General features: G+C 54.9%; 18 protein-coding genes. 7 read left to right on the top strand and 11 right to left on the bottom strand.

The genetic code is table 11. The annotated features are described in order from the left end of the window. Window positions 1-43 precede the first annotated feature (43 nt). Complete coding sequence (locus ACZ5ER_RS11390) at window positions 44-1,519, bottom strand: sodium/proline symporter (protein WP_227738733.1); 1,476 nt, start codon at window positions 1,517-1,519, stop codon at window positions 44-46. 166 nt (window positions 1,520-1,685) lie between these two features. Between ACZ5ER_RS11390 and ACZ5ER_RS11385 the strand changes: the two genes are divergently transcribed. Next, window positions 1,686-2,360 (top strand): metal-dependent hydrolase, encoded by a 675-nt coding sequence (locus tag ACZ5ER_RS11385; RefSeq protein WP_050001916.1) that lies wholly within the window; start codon window positions 1,686-1,688, stop codon window positions 2,358-2,360. Window positions 2,361-2,404: 44 nt separating this feature from the next. Then, entirely contained in the window at window positions 2,405-3,418 is a 1,014-nt protein-coding gene (locus ACZ5ER_RS11380; RefSeq protein WP_050001915.1) for a cell wall-binding repeat-containing protein, read from the top strand. 80 nt (window positions 3,419-3,498) lie between these two features. Here the strand turns inward: ACZ5ER_RS11380 and ACZ5ER_RS11375 are convergent, their stop codons facing one another. The 5 genes from ACZ5ER_RS11375 to speE are packed head-to-tail and all read right to left on the bottom strand — an operon-like array spanning window position 3,499 to window position 6,975. Beyond that, a complete protein-coding gene (locus ACZ5ER_RS11375) occupies window positions 3,499-3,642 on the bottom strand; it encodes a C2H2-type zinc finger protein (protein ID WP_050001914.1) in 144 nt (47 codons plus the stop codon). 46 nt (window positions 3,643-3,688) lie between these two features. Continuing rightward, entirely contained in the window at window positions 3,689-4,501 is an 813-nt protein-coding gene (locus ACZ5ER_RS11370) for a hypothetical protein (RefSeq protein ID WP_464934486.1), read from the bottom strand. Then, window positions 4,491-5,174 carry a hypothetical protein gene (locus tag ACZ5ER_RS11365; protein ID WP_050001912.1) on the bottom strand — a complete coding sequence of 228 codons (684 nt, stop codon included), beginning with the start codon at window positions 5,172-5,174 and terminating at the stop codon, window positions 4,491-4,493. The genes ACZ5ER_RS11370 and ACZ5ER_RS11365 overlap by 11 nt, the downstream gene beginning before the upstream one ends. A 56-nt stretch (window positions 5,175-5,230) precedes the next feature. Next, entirely contained in the window at window positions 5,231-6,106 is an 876-nt protein-coding gene (locus ACZ5ER_RS11360; protein ID WP_464934485.1) for a lysylphosphatidylglycerol synthase domain-containing protein, read from the bottom strand. A 5-nt stretch (window positions 6,107-6,111) separates the two neighbouring features. Further along, window positions 6,112-6,975 (bottom strand): polyamine aminopropyltransferase, encoded by an 864-nt coding sequence (gene speE, locus ACZ5ER_RS11355; RefSeq protein WP_050001910.1) that lies wholly within the window; start codon window positions 6,973-6,975, stop codon window positions 6,112-6,114. 94 nt (window positions 6,976-7,069) lie between these two features. On the opposite strand from speE, the gene ACZ5ER_RS11350 reads away from it, so the two are divergent. Further along, a complete protein-coding gene (locus tag ACZ5ER_RS11350) occupies window positions 7,070-7,543 on the top strand; it encodes a hypothetical protein (RefSeq protein ID WP_464934484.1) in 474 nt (157 codons plus the stop codon). Here ACZ5ER_RS11350 and ACZ5ER_RS11345 read toward each other — a convergent pair. Further along, window positions 7,537-8,010: a pyruvoyl-dependent arginine decarboxylase gene (locus ACZ5ER_RS11345; protein WP_050001908.1), complete on the bottom strand. Its 474-nt coding sequence runs from the start codon at window positions 8,008-8,010 to the stop codon at window positions 7,537-7,539. The two genes, ACZ5ER_RS11350 and ACZ5ER_RS11345, sit on opposite strands and share 7 nt — an antisense overlap. 238 nt (window positions 8,011-8,248) lie before the next feature. On the opposite strand from ACZ5ER_RS11345, the gene gcvH reads away from it, so the two are divergent. Together gcvH and ACZ5ER_RS11335 are read left to right on the top strand one after the other, a co-directional pair. Further along, complete coding sequence (gene gcvH / locus ACZ5ER_RS11340) at window positions 8,249-8,653, top strand: glycine cleavage system protein GcvH (protein WP_050001907.1); 405 nt, start codon at window positions 8,249-8,251, stop codon at window positions 8,651-8,653. 68 nt (window positions 8,654-8,721) lie between these two features. Then, a complete protein-coding gene (locus tag ACZ5ER_RS11335) occupies window positions 8,722-9,063 on the top strand; it encodes a DUF7132 family protein (protein ID WP_050001906.1) in 342 nt (113 codons plus the stop codon). A 194-nt stretch (window positions 9,064-9,257) separates the two neighbouring features. On the opposite strand, the gene ACZ5ER_RS11330 is transcribed toward ACZ5ER_RS11335, so the two are convergent. From ACZ5ER_RS11330 to ACZ5ER_RS11320, 3 genes are read right to left on the bottom strand one after another with little or no spacing between them, the layout of a single operon-like run. Further along, window positions 9,258-10,418, bottom strand: a complete 1,161-nt coding sequence (locus ACZ5ER_RS11330) for a glycosyltransferase family 4 protein (RefSeq protein ID WP_464934483.1) — start codon at window positions 10,416-10,418, stop codon at window positions 9,258-9,260. Then, window positions 10,415-11,311 (bottom strand): lysylphosphatidylglycerol synthase transmembrane domain-containing protein, encoded by an 897-nt coding sequence (locus ACZ5ER_RS11325; RefSeq protein ID WP_464934482.1) that lies wholly within the window; start codon window positions 11,309-11,311, stop codon window positions 10,415-10,417. The genes ACZ5ER_RS11330 and ACZ5ER_RS11325 overlap by 4 nt, the downstream gene beginning before the upstream one ends. Next, the gene (locus tag ACZ5ER_RS11320; RefSeq protein ID WP_464935221.1) at window positions 11,308-12,117 is read right to left on the bottom strand and encodes a UbiA prenyltransferase family protein; all 810 of its coding nucleotides are present in this window, start codon (window positions 12,115-12,117) and stop codon (window positions 11,308-11,310) included. The genes ACZ5ER_RS11325 and ACZ5ER_RS11320 overlap by 4 nt, the downstream gene beginning before the upstream one ends. A gap of 91 nt (window positions 12,118-12,208) precedes the next feature. Between ACZ5ER_RS11320 and ACZ5ER_RS11315 the strand changes: the two genes are divergently transcribed. Then, window positions 12,209-12,538 carry a helix-turn-helix domain-containing protein gene (locus ACZ5ER_RS11315; protein ID WP_050001902.1) on the top strand — a complete coding sequence of 110 codons (330 nt, stop codon included), beginning with the start codon at window positions 12,209-12,211 and terminating at the stop codon, window positions 12,536-12,538. A gap of 77 nt (window positions 12,539-12,615) precedes the next feature. Further along, window positions 12,616-13,713 (top strand): AAA family ATPase, encoded by a 1,098-nt coding sequence (locus ACZ5ER_RS11310; protein ID WP_464934481.1) that lies wholly within the window; start codon window positions 12,616-12,618, stop codon window positions 13,711-13,713. Between the two features lie 40 nt (window positions 13,714-13,753). On the opposite strand, the gene gltA is transcribed toward ACZ5ER_RS11310, so the two are convergent. Beyond that, window positions 13,754-15,199 (bottom strand): NADPH-dependent glutamate synthase, encoded by a 1,446-nt coding sequence (gene gltA, locus ACZ5ER_RS11305; RefSeq protein WP_050001901.1) that lies wholly within the window; start codon window positions 15,197-15,199, stop codon window positions 13,754-13,756. Window position 15,200 lies beyond the last annotated feature (1 nt).

The raw sequence follows: 15,200 nt of genomic DNA, 5'->3' as shown, positions 1-15,200 counted from the left end.
CCTCAATGGGCCAAAGAGAGCATTAATGGATAAAAAATAAAACTCAGGCGGTGGAGACGGTTTCTTTGGGCTTCAGGGCGTAAGTCGCTATCACTGCGACCACAGCGGTCACTATGAACGTCATCAGCCTCGCTGAGACAACCTCTTCAAGTCCCGAGCTTATCCAGAAGATTGTGAACAGCAGACCAGCGACGATAGTCGGCGGGACGGCCCTCCCGTGGAATCTCTTCCAGAACAGCGTCAGTATGACTATCACGGAGAAAGTGTCACCTATACCCGCCCATGTGTAGCCAACAATGGTGTAGATAAGGTTCGACGGCACCAGGTACGCGGTAATCAGTGCTATAATGCCCAGGACAATCGTGGTAATTCTTGAGAGCATGAGGCCCCTCTTCGGGTCAAAGCCCTCCTTGTAAACGAAGGGCTTGAGCAAGTTCTCGGAAAGCTCGGTGGCGGAGAGTATAAGCAGTGAATCCGCGGTCGAGAGCATGGCCGCTATGGCGCCGGTTATGAACACCGCCGCGAGGAAGGGCGGGAACAGCCTCAGCATGACTTCTGGCATGACAGATTCCTGGTCTGCAAGGCCGGTGGGGCCGAAGATTGCTATTCCAATCCACCCGATTAGAAGGGCGCCGATGTAGGCGAGTATGGTCCAGGTGACTCCGACGTTCCTAGCGAGTTTGGCGTTCTCTTCGTCCTTGATGGCCATGAACCTAATGCTGAGCTGGGGCATTCCGCCGAGATACCCAAAGAACCAGGAGAACTCGGCTATGACAAAGACGATCGCCGCACTGCCTGCAAGACCGCCGAGAATCGTTGAGTACTCCGGCCCCGCCATCTTTAGGGCGCTGGATACCGAGTGGGCAAAGACGTCCGGGTTGTTGGCTATGTAGATGAGACCGACGATCGGCGCTATCGTCAGGGTGAGTATCATGACTATCGCCTGAACCGTGTCGGTGTAGGCGACGCTCTTAAGGCCCCCAAGAACAGTGTAGGGCAGGATTATCGCCGCAGTTATCAGCATTCCGACCTTTGGGTCTATGCCAAAGAGTGCGTTCAGGGTCTTTCCTCCGCCGAGGAACTGGGCACCCACGTAGAAGAAAAAGAAGAACACCACCGTAATACTGCCGAGAATTCTTATCCACTTCCCCGCATCGGAGTGGCGCTTGGCAATGTAGTCAATGAAGGTCGTCGCGTCGTACTTCTCGGCCTCTCTCCTGAGTTTTCCTGCAAAGACCACCCAGGCAACGATGATACCTGCCACACACCCAACCGCGACCCAAATCGCCGAGAGGCCCGCGGCATAGGCAAAGCCTGGAAGACCCAGAAGAGCCCACGCTGACTCGCCGGTGGCACGCTCTGAGAGGGCCGCCACCCAGCCAGGAAGCTGTCTGCCCGCGATGGCGAAGTCCTTGCCGCTCTTCGCCTTCCTCCCCTGGTAAACTCCAAGCCCTATCAAAAACGAAAGGTACAGAACCAGGACAGTCAGTATTTGAGTCTGGCCCTCCACGATTATCACCAAAATATGTTAAATAATGTTCATGTTTATAAGCTTAACTATTTTTGTACAATGATGTATATATATGGCATGACGTACTTATAAGTTCGGCAGAAACACGCTCTCTTGGACACCCCCGAAAGGTTTAAGTAAGCTCTGGTTATTTTATCTTCGGAGGTGATGGCCAATGGTGAAGGTGAAGTTCCTCGGACATGCTGCCTTTCTGATTGAGGGAAGCAAGAAAATCCTGATAGACCCGTTCCTGACCGGAAACCCGAAGGCGGCGGCCAAGCCGGAGGAGCTTGAAGCAGACCTCATACTCGTAACCCACGCTCACGGTGACCACATAGGAGATGCGATTGAAATCGCCAAGAGGACCGGCGCGAAGATAGTTGCGATGTACGACATAGCCAACTACATAAGCGAAAAGGCGCCCGGTGTTGAAGTCGTCGGCATGAACTACGGCCCGACTGAGGTTGACGGAGTCGGCATCGTCCAGGTTCCGGCCTGGCACTCCAGCAGCGACGGGAAGTACAGCATTGGAAACCCCTGCGGCTACATCGTTAAGCTCGACGGAAAGACAATATACCACGCCGGAGACACGTTCGTGTTCCTCGACATGGGCCTCTTCGCCGAGCTCTACGGCCCAATTGACGTTGCCCTGCTCCCGATAGGGGGCCACTTCACAATGGGCGTTAAGGAGGCTGCCAAGGCCGTCGAGCTCCTTAAACCGAAGAAGGTCGTCCCGATGCACTACAACACCTGGCCCCCGATTGCGACCGACCCTGAGGAGTTTAAGAAGCTCGTTGGGGACAGGGCGGAGGTCGTTGTCCTCCAGCCGGGCGAGGAGCTTGAGCTTTGAAAAACCTTTTAAGAGCCTCCTTTTATCTTCTTCCCGGTGGTGAAATGGACAGAAGGGCAGGGTTTTTTATCCTTGCAGTGGCTCTAGTGCTCCTGACACCTCAGGTTCAGCCTGTCTTTGCCCAGACTTCCGGAGAAAGTCCGCCTTACGACCTGATAATCGTGAGAAATGACAACCTGATTGATTACATAATCGCGCTCCCCTATTCAACCCTTCTGGGGGTACCAATCCTTCCCGTTGATCCTAACGAGCTTGACGCCGCGACTATTGCCCAGCTCCAGAGCTACTACCAGTTCGGCTGGTACAAAGTGCTCGTCATAGGGGATTACCAGGCGATTAGCCAGAAGGTTCAGGAGCAGCTAATCAGTATCGGGTTTCAAGTCACAAGGATAGGCGGTGCAACGAGGGTAGATACATCGGTCAAGCTCGCAGAGGAGTTCTATCCTGAGGGTGCTAACACAGTGTTACTCGCCAGCGCCAGCGATTACGGCTCGGCCCTGGCGGCCGCGAGGTGGTCTATGAACTACAAAGATCCCCTACTCCTTACGAACCCTGAAAACCTATCCCCCTCCGTTGTCGATGCCCTCAAAAAGCTTAATCCGGATTTGATTGTCCTCATAGGTGCTGGTATGAACAAGAACATCGAGCTTGAACTCCAAAACCTCGGCTATGAAACGTACTGGGTCAAGGAACACATTAAGATAACGGTTTCCTCAACCACTCCTCCTGCCAAGACAAACTGGGCAGTTGTTGTTGGTGCGGTAGCTCTGACCCTGGCCGTGGCGATTCCCGCCTCTCTCTACTACGCCAAGAAGAAGTGGTCAGCCAACAAAGTCCCCATTGAGGTCTTAACGGAGAAAGAGCGCATAGTTGTCAAGGCAATCCTCGACCAGGGCGGAAGCGTGAAGCAGGAGGACTTACCGGAGCTTACTGGCTACTCGAGGCCGACGATAAGCAGGATAATCCAGGAGCTGGAGAAGAAACAGCTCGTCGAGAGGGAGAAGATTGGCAAGACGTTCATTGTGAGGCTCACGAAGGAAATCATAATGCGCGAGTAGCGGTCGGCTAAGCCCTCCGCTCATCACCATTTTTCAGGGTCCTGGCTGTTTCTTCATCCCGCAAGAAAAGGGAAGAGAAATCACTTGCGGAAGAGATGGCCGTGTGCCCTGTTCACGTGCCTCGTGAAGGCCTTTGCATCCTTGAAGACCATTCCGCACCTCGGACAGCGGAAGAGTATTTCTCCGTCCCTGTCCTTAATCTTGATGGCCTTCAACACCGCCATCTCCTCCACCCCCAAGCGGAGTTCCAGCTCTGGCTTTTAAACTTTGCTAAACCCATATCCGGTTGCCCTTGACCTTGAGGTAGCCGAGCGTCTGGAGAACCTTCAGGAAGTCCTCTATAGCGTCCTCGTCGTAGTATATGTTCACCCTTTCGTTCTTGCCCTCGATGGTTATCGGCTCAAGCTCCATCACGGCCTCTATGAGCTCGTTCTTTCGTTTGTACTTTTCCGCCAGCTCCAGAATCCTTCCTGCCAGCACCGAGCGGGCTATTCCGTCGAACATGGCATCAACGTAGCTCTCCTCCGTGGCGTAGTCCTCCGCGATATCGAGGGCGGCCTCTATGAGCTCCCTCTCGACCTCAAGGACTTCGACGTAGTAGCGCTTTTCGAGCGTGTACTCCGTTACGAGGGTGGCGTTGAGCCCTTTTTCAAGCTCCTCGATCTCGTCGCCTATCTCCTCCGCCGGGAAGCGCAGTTCAATATTCAGTGCATCGAGAGGCACCTTCTCCTTCAGCAAGAACCCGTCGTCGGTTTCCTCAACGGCCCCGGCTTCAACCAGGGCACTTATAACTGAGAGCTTTGCCAAATCGGGCTCCTCAAAGAGAGTGTTCAGCTCTCGGACTTCTCCGGGCTCCCAGTCCCCAATAAGCTCGTCGTAGGCCAGCTTGACGGCTTCAATCTTCTCCCCTATTGCCGGGACTTCTGAAGCCACGCTGACGAGTTCAGCGTATGTGCCCCTAACGACAAAATAGTGCTCGATTTCCGCGGTGGTCTCTTCTTTTGGTCTGTTCATTATTCCCGCCCTGCTCAGTTCGCGCGAGAGGGCGTTCATGTCCTCCTTTGTTAAAACCTCAAACCTCATGGACTTCCCCTCCAATGAGCGCCATTCCATTATTATAACCTTTCCCCTCTTCGAGCAGGGACTCCAGCATGGCCCTCACGGGTTTGTTGTGCACCCTCTCCAGTGTTTCGGAGACCTCGCTTTCGAGCCCCTCATCAAACCTCGCGTAGAGGAGCAGGGAGTACGCTATGAGCTTCGGGTCTCCCTCGCCGAGCCTCTCGATAGCACCGGCGAGTGCAGGGTTTTCCAGGAGTTCCTCGGCGATGGCCTCGATGGCCCTTTTGTCGCCGTCTGCCACGGCCTCCCTTAGGGGTTCGTAGAAGGTCTTGAGGGCCAGCCTTGCCATTCTCCCCCTCTCCGCCAGGTCTTTGCCGGGCTCTTCCTCCTGGCCTTTCGTCAGGACATAGTAGGCGAGGGGCACGCCGAACGCTATGATTATCAGCGCGTAGAGGCCTGTAGGTATCTTTACCCCGGAGGGTGCCCTCTTTGAGATTATCGCCAGGGCAACGAAGCCGATGACGAACCACAGGAGCATTCCTGCGAGGTAGTAGGGTGAGTAGTCCCTTACCTTCGGGCCCTTTGCCCTTGCGCCGAGCTCCTCTAACCTCTTCAGACCCTCTTCCGCTATCTCTATCTCGGCCTGGAGGCGGCGTATCCGCCTGTCAATCTCGTTGAGGATTGCGTCCTTCCCCATGTCCTCCACCGGGTGATGTGAATGTGACCATAAAGTATGTTGGCATAAGGGCTTAATTAGCTTTCACCTCCAGCGGTTAGGTGGTAGAAGGCGAGGGCCCCGGCTATCGCGTAGGCGTACTGGGTTATGAACTTGTAGAGAAACGCCGTGACGATGGCCGCCGGGCTGTCCCCGATTGCTATGGTAATCCCGAGCTCGTTCGCCCCTATCCCTCCGGGGGTTCCGAGGACTCCGCCGAGGAAGTTGGAGTAAAGTATAGCCTCAAGGAATTTGGGGTAGTCCCCCTCAGCCCCCACGGCCTTCGCGGTCATGTATAGTGTAATCGAGTTCGTGGCTATCAGGAGAATTCCAACCACTATTCCCAGAAGGACGGTTTTAATGTTGCCCCTTGCCCTGTGCCAGCCGGAGTACATCTCATCGAGGGTGTGACGCTTTTTAATGGCGCGGAACAGTGGGTAGAGGAAGTGGTACACGGTTTTGTCAAAGACTATTGCTACGCCCAGTGCAGCCGCGAGGAGCAGGGCCATAGTGTTCTTTCCAATGAGTGCGATTAGAATTAGGCCCGCTAGAAACTCCGTGGCTATTGCGAGCAGGCCGACGCCCATCGTGTACCAGTAGTCCGTCCCGAGGAGCCGGACTTTGACCAAGACGCCGACGGCGCTGTTGAGTGAGAACCCCAGGTAAGTCCCGGCGAGCGTCGCCAGGAGGGTCTTCCTGAACGAGACACCGGTGGAGTGGCGGACGTAGATATACCAAAGGATGGTATAGAGCAGGTACCCCACCAGGCCCGAGGCAACTGCCAGAAGGAAGTATGGGGAGAAAAACAGAGAGGCGCTCAGGTCTACTGCCGAGGCTTCCCTGTAGACCTTGTGGAGCAGGTACGCCGTTATGCCCGCTGTCAGGAGGAGCGTTGCGGGCTTTCTCCACTTCACGCCCTTCACTCCTTTTCAAGGAGTTCCCTGACGTATTTGGGCATCTGGAAGAGCGTCTCGTGCCTCTCAGGGTCGTAGTAGTAGAGCTTCTCCGGGGCCCTGCTCACGTCGACGCGGGTGAAGTCTATGTCTCCTTTGACACCCACGAGGAAGCTCCACGGTGAGGCGTAGCCTATCACCGGGAAGCTGAAGTAGTAGACCTTGTCGAAGACCTTCTTCATGGCCTTATAGGCGTCGAGGAGCTCGTTGGTGAAGAGGTAGACGCTCCCGGCCTGGGTGATGTAGAGGCCCTTCTCGTTGAGCTTCTCGTAGGCCGTTCTGTAGAACTCCTCACTGAACAGGAGCTTTGCCGGGCCAACGGGGTCTGTTGAATCAACGATTATGACGTCGAAGCGCTCTTCCGTGTTTTTCAGGTACTCAACTCCGTCTCCGATTATCAGCTTCGCCCTCTCTTCCTCTCCCTTGATTAGCCGGTCGAGGAGGTCTTTTGCAACGTCGAGATACAGGTACGATGCCTCGACGACTCCCTCATCAATCTCAACCATTATGGCTTTTTCGACGGTTTTGTGCTTCAGGACCTCTCTTAAGGTTCCCCCATCGCCACCTCCAATCACTAAAACCCTCCTCGGGTTGGGGTGTGCGAGCATTACCGGGTGGACGAGCACCTCGTGGTAGCTCTCCTCACCGACCTCCACGAGCTGGACTGTCCCATCGAGAACAAGGAGTTTGCCGAACCCTTCGGTCTCGTAGAGCTCAAGCCTTTGGTATTTCGTCTGAGTCTCGAAGAGTCTCCTCGTAACTTTGAAGCCGACACCATAGCCTCTCGGATACCACTCAATAAAGGCTCTCTCCTCTTCACTGTACGGCATGAACCTCACCAGAGCTTAGCTCTCTTTTTGAGTTTTAAACCTATGGGTTCCTTCACGATAAAGTTATTAAGTCCTCGGAAGAGTCTAGGACATTATGGAGGCGGAACTGAGGAAGCTTTTGGCGCGGAAGATTTCTGAGCTCTGGACTGAAATCAGCGGGGAAAGTGCGCCCGGCATCCCTCATCTCGTTGGAGAGATTAGTGGTGGTAATGAGATTAGAGTTGACGTAGACGTTGTTTTATTTGAAGACTATCACCTTGAGCGCTTCATTGACGATGGTACTCTTTTCTTCATACTGCCTGCCGATGAAAAAAGTCCCAGGGCCCTTTTTATTTCACTCTGGCGCTTTCTCCAGGGCAAGGGAACTCCAAAGCTTCTCCTTCCCGGAGCTAGGCTTGAAGGCCCGCTGAGGAATACCTTGGAGAAACTTGGTTTTGATGTTCTCTGGATGACGGGGGATTCGGTTGTTGATGTGTGGGCAACCAAAGGACACGTTCGTTATGAGATGAGGTTCCAGAGAGCTGGCGACAACGAGTTCACGCTGGTTGAAAAGAAAAGGGTTCAGTAGGGGAACATGACCACAACGGCCACCGCCGCGGCCGGCTTGTCCTTGACGGTTATCTCGGCGCTGGCGGCCTTAAACTCGGCCAGCTCCCAGCCCCTCTTGGCGAAGCCTTCCTCGACCATCTTCCTGACGATTCTCTCGGCCTCCTCCTTCGTGCAGTAGCCGGCGTACTCGTAGATTAAGCCACCTTCGTTGTTCTTGCTTATCCCGACTCCAAGGGCAGCGCTGATGGTCATTCCCGGCTCGTCGCTCTCGATGTGCGCGTAGACCGTCGGCAGGAGCATTCCAATTGGGACGTCGTGCACCTTATCTATCCACTCGATGTGTGCCGGGATGACACTGCTGAGCTTGACGAGGTTCACGTTGCCTATACCGAGCTTGAGGAGTGCGTTGTCAAAGGCGTTAAGCTTTGTCCCGCCCTCAGCGGCGGCCGCTCCTATGAAAGCCCTCTTTGGAGTAGTCCAGCTCATTCTCACCACCCTCAAATTCTGTCGCTCACTCCACACGCTTTGCAATTGGCTTATAAACCTTGCCCAAAAAATTTTGGGAGTTTTGTACGGCGACGGAGAGCAGTTTGGTGCCCAATCGAGCCCAGTGGCCCAAAACGAAAAGCTGCCAGACTTTTGGGGGACCTAATCCTCAGTTTTACACCTTAACGTTCAAGAAAGGTTTAAATGCCCAAACTTGCTACTGTGGACGGTGATGTTCATGATTGAAGTCGGGGAATACAAGGTTAAGGAGGGGCTCTACTACACGAAGGACCACGAGTGGGTCCAGATCCTTGAGGACGGAACCGTCCTCGTCGGAATCAGCGACTACGCCCAGAAGGAGCTCGGCGACCTTGCTTACGTCGAGCTCCCTGAGGTCGGGAAGGAGGTAAACAAGGGCGACGTCCTCTGCGAGCTGGAGAGCGTCAAGGCCGTCAGCGAGGTCTACGCCCCGGTCAGCGGGGAGGTCGTTGAGGTCAACGAGGAGCTCGAGGACTCACCGGAGCTCCTCAACGAAGACCCCTACGAGCACTGGATTGCCAAGCTCAAGCCGACTAACCTTGAAGAGGAGCTCAAGGAGCTCATGGACGCCCAGGCCTACGCAAAGTATCTGGAGAGCCTTTGAGCGCCCTCCTTTTCTCTTCCTCAGGAAGCTTTAAGTATTTTACAGCCCTATTCTCTTCGGTGGTCCCCATGAAAGTTCTGAAGGAGTGGGATGTTAAGGTTAAGCTTGTTAAGACAAAACGCGGTGCCCTTCTCCACATAATTGAGCTCGAGCCCGGGCACTTCTACCTCGAACAGAACCCGCTGAAAGACTCGAAGTACGGCGTCGCCTACAGGAAGATAAAGGAGCACTTCCCCGAGTTCTACATGTTCTGGGAGATAAAGAACAACCGCTACACAGGAAAGCTCCTCGCGGGTGCGTTCCTTGAGAAGAAGGAGATAGACGAGTTCATAACCCTGCTCGCACAGACAGAGGACTTCAAGAAGTTCGAGGAAATCCTTGAGGAAATTGAGGAGCTTGAAGAGGAGTGAGCTCGGCCCTTGGTTCTCATCATTTTTGCCGTGTAAGTCACGGACTCAGATACCCTAGAGGTCGTCATCGCTCGCTTCTCTTCAAGAAATGGAAGATAAAAGCCTAACGGCTCGGACAGTATACCCCACATCATCCTTCAGCTACCGTGAGGCTCCTCATCGCCACTTTTCTCTCTGAGATGGCTCTTAAAAGGCTACTCCTCCAGCGAGGACAGGACTTCCTCATAGGCCTTCTCAATTTTGCTCGCCACGACCTTCCATGAATATTTCTCCTCGACGGCCCGTCTTCCTGCCTCTCCCAGCTTCCTTGCGAATTCCTCATTGGAGAGAATGTCCACGATGGCCTTCGCCAGCTCCGCCTCGTCCCCAGGGGAAACGAGAATACCGCTCCCGCTTTCCTTGATTACCTCGGGAATTCCCCCGACGGTGGTCGCGACAACAGGGACTCCCGACGCCATTGCCTCAAGAACCACTATTCCAAAGGCTTCGGCTGTTATGGATGGGAGCACGAAGACATCTGCTGAAGCGTAGAGCTTTGGTAGGAGCTTACTTGGAACATAGCCCATGAACCTGACCCTGTCCTCGATCCCAAGGAACTTGGCCTGCGCCTTCAGGATAGGCAGCATCTCTCCGGAACCTACCATGACGAGAATGGCGTTGTCAACTTCTTTCAAGACCCTCTGAAAGGCGTTGAGGAGGACGTGAGCCCCTTTTCTCGGCGACATCCTGCTGACGTAGAGGACAACGCGCCCCTCGATGCTGAGCTCCTCCTTGACTTTTTCCTTCTCCCCCTCGCTAATGGGTCTGAAGACCTCGTCGTCAACGCCGTTCGGGATTATCTCGACAGGGGAGTCCGTGAAGTGCTCTATGAACGCTTTTGCTGCCTTGCTGACGGCTATTATCCTGTGGGGAAAGCCCAGATAGTGGCTGAAGAGGGGGAATGTCAGCCCGAGGGCCTTCCAGAGGGAGGACTCGTGGGAGAGCGATATGCTGTGCGTCGTCAGGAGCGTGGCCTTTCCGAGGTTTCTGCCGGCTTTTGCGGCTTTGAGAGACAGTGGCGTGAACGCGTGGTGGGAATGAATCACGTCAAAATCTTTCAGGTACTCGCCGAGCTCCCTGTTGGATTTCAAGCTGTAGGTAAGGTTTATACCCAGAATTGGGCTCATAGTCCCGGGAATCTTTCTCAGCTCGATTCCTCTCTCTTCGAGTTCTTTCTCCTTCCCGGTTTCGAGGTCGTTGGTCACGATTGCGACATCATGGCCCCTCCTTTTCAGATGTATCGCAAGATGGTGCATGTGGCTCGCAACTCCTCCGACCTTCGGGTAGTACCAGTCGCTCACGAGCGCTATCCTCATGACCTACCCCCCACCGCCCTGTAGAACTCGACCGCTCCGACAAGCGACCAGAGGTACTGATAGATGAACTTGTACGTGAAGGCAACGAGGGAGCTCTTCGTTGACGAGCCGAGGGCGAGGGTTATGCCGAGCTCGTTTGCGCCTATCCCCGATGGGATACCGCTCAGGCTCGCGAAAAGCGTGCTGAGTACAAAGGCCTTGAAGGCATCCAGCAGGCCAACAGAAAGCCCGAAGGCCCTACCAACGGCGATTATTCCAGCAACCTGCAGGAGCACCGCGAGCACAGAGAGGAGAAGTGACAGCGTGAAGGTCGTCGGGTCTCTCCTGGAGCGTCTCCACCCAGAATACGTCCTCTCAAGGTAGTTTCCAAGCCGTTCGGCGAGCTTGGGGCTGAGTGGTCGGATTACGGCAATCCCCCTGTTGAGGAGTGCGTAGACCCCTCTATCGTAGAACAGGATTAGGAAGAGAACCCCAAGCAGAAAAATACCCCACTTGGTGGCGCCGAACACGAGCAGGGAGATACCGGCGATGATTAGAACCTCCAGGGAAATCCCGAAGGCGAGGGCGGACAATGCTTTGAAGTAGTCCCCTCCGACGAGCTTCACCTTGGCAACGTGCCCCACACTCGGGGGGAGGAAGGCCATCATGTAGAAACCGCTCAGAATCGCGGTAAAGGTTTTCCTGAAGCTCGTCTCTTGGAGCTTCCTGAGGACGATGTACCACCTCAGAGTTGAGACAAGTATAGCCAAAAACGCCATTCCCAAGGCCAGGAGGAGAAACCTCGGGTCTGCCGTTGAGATGGCCTCCTTTAGCTCCTTAACGTCGATTGTATGGGCAATGTAGCCTAAGGAAAACAGGAGGGCGAGGACTGAAAGGAGGGTTCTTTTCTTCATAACGCCGTCCCTCCAGCCGCTAAAACTGCCCCGACCATAGCCATGTCGAAGATGCGGTAGACCGTCCTCTGGTTGATCCCCAGCCCGCGCCCAGCGAACATCAGGGAGGACGCGATTATCAGGTGGGGCTTGAGGGTGTACAGAGTTACCGCGATAGCGAGGACTGAGAAAACCTCCACGAGGAGCTCGCTCCTCCCTTTCCCGATGACTATCGGGGTTGTCCTGAGTCCGGCCCTTAGGTCGCTCTCGTAGTCCGAGATGTGATTCCTCAGCTCGAGGGCGAAGGAGTAGAGGGTTATCCCTGTGGCTATCAGGATTTCCGCCTCTGAAAGGCTCCCATCGATGAGCGCCCCGTAGATGAAGGGCAGGCCCCCGAAGAACAGCCCGTGAGACAGCACGTCAACTATGGGCCTCGCTTTAAGCCTCGGTGGGGCCGAATAGAGTGTGGCGAGGATTAGCATTGCAACGTAAACCGCAAACGCGGTTCCATTTGTGGTCAGTGCAAGCCCGAGCCCCGTCACCGCGAGCAGAGCAGATATCGCCAGCCCTTCTCTAAACGACAGTTCTCCGGAGGCTATGGGGTTCTTCTTAACCTTCACTGGATTTTTGGAATCCGTATCAACGTCGAAGCAGTTGTTTATTGAGAAAGCGTACCACACGAAGAGGATTCCAGCCAAAAAGGCCCTAGTTAACTTTTCTATTTCGGTATTGTTCCAGTTCATCAGAAGGGCGAACCCAATCAGTGCTATGTAGGCCCTCCCCTCCAGTGGCCGGAGGTTTCTAACAACGGCTGAAATCGATGTCATCACTACCACCGCTCACCCTTTGAAGAAAGCGTTATAAACCTTTTCACTAACTGGGGGATAGGTATGAAGGAAAATCTTCAGGGGGTTGCCGATGGAGGATGTGCTCCGTGCCCTCTCGAAAAGCCTGAAGGCCTTTGAACTCGGTGAGTCTGAGATAAAAATCTACTCCCTCCTTCAGCGGGAGTCACTGACGCCGAGGCAGATTGCGAAAACCCTCGGCTTGTCCGAGAGAATCGTCAGGGAAAAGCTGAAGCACCTCCTTGAGCTGGGCCTCGTCGAGAGAACCCTCGTGAACAGGGGTTGGCTGGGTTACGTTTACTACGCCAAGGCCCCCGGGGAGGCCCTCCGGGCGCTCTTCAGCAGGCTGGAGTCCACGCTGAAGGCCATAGAAAAGGAGGGCGAGCTGAAGCTGAAGGGTTAAACCTCATGCAACTTCCTTCTCCAAGCTTTAGAACATCAAAACCCTTATAACTCCTGCCCCGGTAGTTAACTACTGGGGTGGTAGTTCTGTACTTTGACACGAGACCAAAGAGAAAGCGTGAGGATTTGTACGACCGTGAGAAGGAGCTGAGCGATTTTGAAAACTCCCTCCGCTCGAACAACCCCCTCACGGTCATCACGGGAATCAGAAGGTTGGGGAAGACTTCCCTCCTCCTCGTGGGGCTGAACGAACTCGGCCTTCCCTACGTCCTCGTGGACTTCAGGGGGGTGAATCCAAACTCCAGAATGGACGTTTACAAGCGGATAGAGAGCTCCCTAAACCTTTTCTTCCGCGAGAACCGCAACCTCTGGGAGGAACTCAAGGAAAACCTAAGGGCCATAACGGGCCTTCGAGTTCTGAGCTTCGGCGTCAACCTCTCCTGGCGCGAGGAGAAAACCGACTTAATAGCGCTGTTCCGGGAACTTGAGAGATACGGTGTTGTTCTGGCCTTCGATGAGGTGCAGTATCTGAGGGGCCCCGTCGGGAGCGAGTTCGCGGGCCTAATCGCTCACCTCTACGACTACTCGAACCTGAGAATAGTCATGACAGGCTCTGAAGTTGGCCTGCTCCACGACTACCTCGGCGTTGACGACCCCCGGGCGCCCCTCTACGGCAGGTACTTCCACGAGGTTACACTCCCAAGGTTCACGCGGGAGCAGAGCAGGGACTTTCTGATTAAGGGGTTCGAGCAGGTTGAACTTTCCCCTCCAGAAGAGCTAATCGAGACCGCGGTGGAGAGGCTCGACGGCATCGTAGGTTGGCTCGTTCTCTTTGGCAGGAGGGTTCTTGAGAAGGGCCCCTCTGAAGAAGTCGTCGAGGAGGTCTTTGAAGAGGCCAGGAGACTCGCGCTGGAGGAGTTTGAGAACTTCCTCTCAAAGAGGCCTTTGGCGAGGAAACGCTACCTTGAAATAATGCGTGCCGTCGCGAGCGGAAGGAACACTTGGGAGGAGATAAAGGAGCACCTCGAACGGAAGGAGGGTAAAAGTGTGGTCGACAGCGTGCTGGCAAGGCTCTTGAAGGCGCTTGTTAATTCCTCCTTCCTTCAGAAGGTTAAGGACGGCCGAAACGTTCATTATAAAATCCCAGACCCGGTGCTTGAGGCAGTGTTTAAGTAACAAGAGCATATTAAGGGGGAAGGGGAAAAGAATTGAGGGCTCAGGCGTTCTGCCCCTCCCTCTTCTTCGTGAGGTATTCGTGAATGGCCTTCGCGGCCCTCCTCCCGTCGCCCATAGCCAGGATGACGGTCGCTTCGCCCCTTATCGCGTCGCCACCAGCGAAAACTCCCGGAATGCTCGTCATGAGGTTCTCATCAACGACGATCCTTCCGCGCTCGACCTTCAGGCCGGGCGTGTTGATGATGAGCCTGTTGGGGTGCTTACCGATTGCGATGATGACGGTGTCGGCCTCGATTGTCACGTACTCTCCAGTCCCGACTATCTTCCTCTTTCCGCGCTTGTCCCTCTCGTCGAGGGCCTTCATCTTCTCGAACTTTACGGCCTTAACGTTGCCGTTCTCGTCGCCGATGAACTCGACCGGGTTCAGGAAGAACTCGAACTTGACACCCTCTTCCTTCGCGTGGTGAACCTCTTCAACCCTCGCGCTGACGTCTTCCGGGCCGCGGCGGTAGGCGATGATGACCTCCGCTCCAAAGCGCCTCGCGCTCCTCGCGGCGTCCATTGCCGTGTTTCCGGCTCCGATGACTATTACCTTCTTGCCGACCTTGACTGGGGTGTCGTACTCCGGGAACTTGTAGGCCTTCATGAGGTTGACGCGCGTGAGGAACTCGTTGGCGGTGTAAATTCCATTGAGGTTTATGCCAGGTGCGTTGATGAGCCTCGGAGTTCCGGCGCCAGAGCCTATGAAGACCGCGTCGTACTCCTGGAGGAGCTCTTCAATGGTGACGGTTCTTCCCACGATGTGGTCTGTAAGGATTTTGACGCCGAGCTTCTTGAGCTTCTCAATCTCGCTCTGGACTATGCTCTTCGGAAGCCTGAACTCTGGAATTCCGTATATGAGAACTCCTCCTGGCTCGTGCAGGGCCTCGTAGATGGTAACGTCGTAGCCGAGCTTGGCCAGCTCTCCAGCGGCGGTAAGCCCTGCCGGGCCGGCCCCGATGATTGCAACTTTCTGGCCCTTCTTCTCTATCTTCGGCACCATCTCGAAGAGGAGCTCCTCGTCTATGCCCTTCTCGCGCGCGTAATCTGCCACAAACCTTTCCAGCTTGCCGATGTTTATTTTGTCACCGACCCTGCCCATGACACAGTTCATCTCACACTGGTCCTCCTGCGGGCAGACGCGGCCGGTGGTCGCTGGCAGGGAGTTGCAGGCCCAGATGACCTGGAGGGCTTCCTTCACGGCTTTGTCCGGGTCGTCGCGGTACTCGACGAGCTTTCCGATGAAGCCCGGAATGTTAATGTGGACGGGACAGCCCTTGATACAGGGCGCGTAGTTGACGGGACACTGCAAACAGCGCTCGGCCTCCTTAACGGCAAGCTCAAATGTGTAGCCGAGGTTAACTTCCTTAAAGTCGTGAATTCTCTCCTCAGCAGGCCTTTCCGGCGTGGGAACGCGTTCCTTGATGAGCTTTCTCCTAACGGCCATT

Source organism: Thermococcus marinus (genome assembly GCF_055389025.1).
Note: the sequence above shows the minus strand (reverse complement) of the source record. Positions and strands in the feature narration are given on the sequence as shown.

Bases quoted from the DNA above. Each gene is read 5' to 3' on its own strand.
- ACZ5ER_RS11320 (WP_464935221.1), bottom strand. From the start codon at position 12,117: ATGACATCGATTTCAGCCGTTGTTAGAAACCTCCGGCCACTGGAGGGG.
- ACZ5ER_RS11345 (WP_050001908.1), bottom strand. From the start codon at position 8,010: ATGAGCTGGACTACTCCAAAGAGGGCTTTCATAGGAGCGGCCGCCGCT.
- ACZ5ER_RS11380 (WP_050001915.1), top strand. From the start codon at position 2,405: ATGGACAGAAGGGCAGGGTTTTTTATCCTTGCAGTGGCTCTAGTGCTC.
- ACZ5ER_RS11375 (WP_050001914.1), bottom strand. From the start codon at position 3,642: ATGGCGGTGTTGAAGGCCATCAAGATTAAGGACAGGGACGGAGAAATA.
- ACZ5ER_RS11315 (WP_050001902.1), top strand. From the start codon at position 12,209: ATGGAGGATGTGCTCCGTGCCCTCTCGAAAAGCCTGAAGGCCTTTGAA.
- ACZ5ER_RS11335 (WP_050001906.1), top strand. From the start codon at position 8,722: ATGAAAGTTCTGAAGGAGTGGGATGTTAAGGTTAAGCTTGTTAAGACA.
- ACZ5ER_RS11350 (WP_464934484.1), top strand. From the start codon at position 7,070: ATGGAGGCGGAACTGAGGAAGCTTTTGGCGCGGAAGATTTCTGAGCTC.
- ACZ5ER_RS11325 (WP_464934482.1), bottom strand. From the start codon at position 11,311: ATGAAGAAAAGAACCCTCCTTTCAGTCCTCGCCCTCCTGTTTTCCTTA.
- ACZ5ER_RS11365 (WP_050001912.1), bottom strand. From the start codon at position 5,174: ATGGGGAAGGACGCAATCCTCAACGAGATTGACAGGCGGATACGCCGC.
- speE (WP_050001910.1), bottom strand. From the start codon at position 6,975: ATGCCGTACAGTGAAGAGGAGAGAGCCTTTATTGAGTGGTATCCGAGA.
- ACZ5ER_RS11330 (WP_464934483.1), bottom strand. From the start codon at position 10,418: ATGAGGATAGCGCTCGTGAGCGACTGGTACTACCCGAAGGTCGGAGGA.
- ACZ5ER_RS11370 (WP_464934486.1), bottom strand. From the start codon at position 4,501: ATGAGGTTTGAGGTTTTAACAAAGGAGGACATGAACGCCCTCTCGCGC.
- gcvH (WP_050001907.1), top strand. From the start codon at position 8,249: ATGATTGAAGTCGGGGAATACAAGGTTAAGGAGGGGCTCTACTACACG.
- gltA (WP_050001901.1), bottom strand. From the start codon at position 15,199: ATGGCCGTTAGGAGAAAGCTCATCAAGGAACGCGTTCCCACGCCGGAA.
- ACZ5ER_RS11385 (WP_050001916.1), top strand. From the start codon at position 1,686: ATGGTGAAGGTGAAGTTCCTCGGACATGCTGCCTTTCTGATTGAGGGA.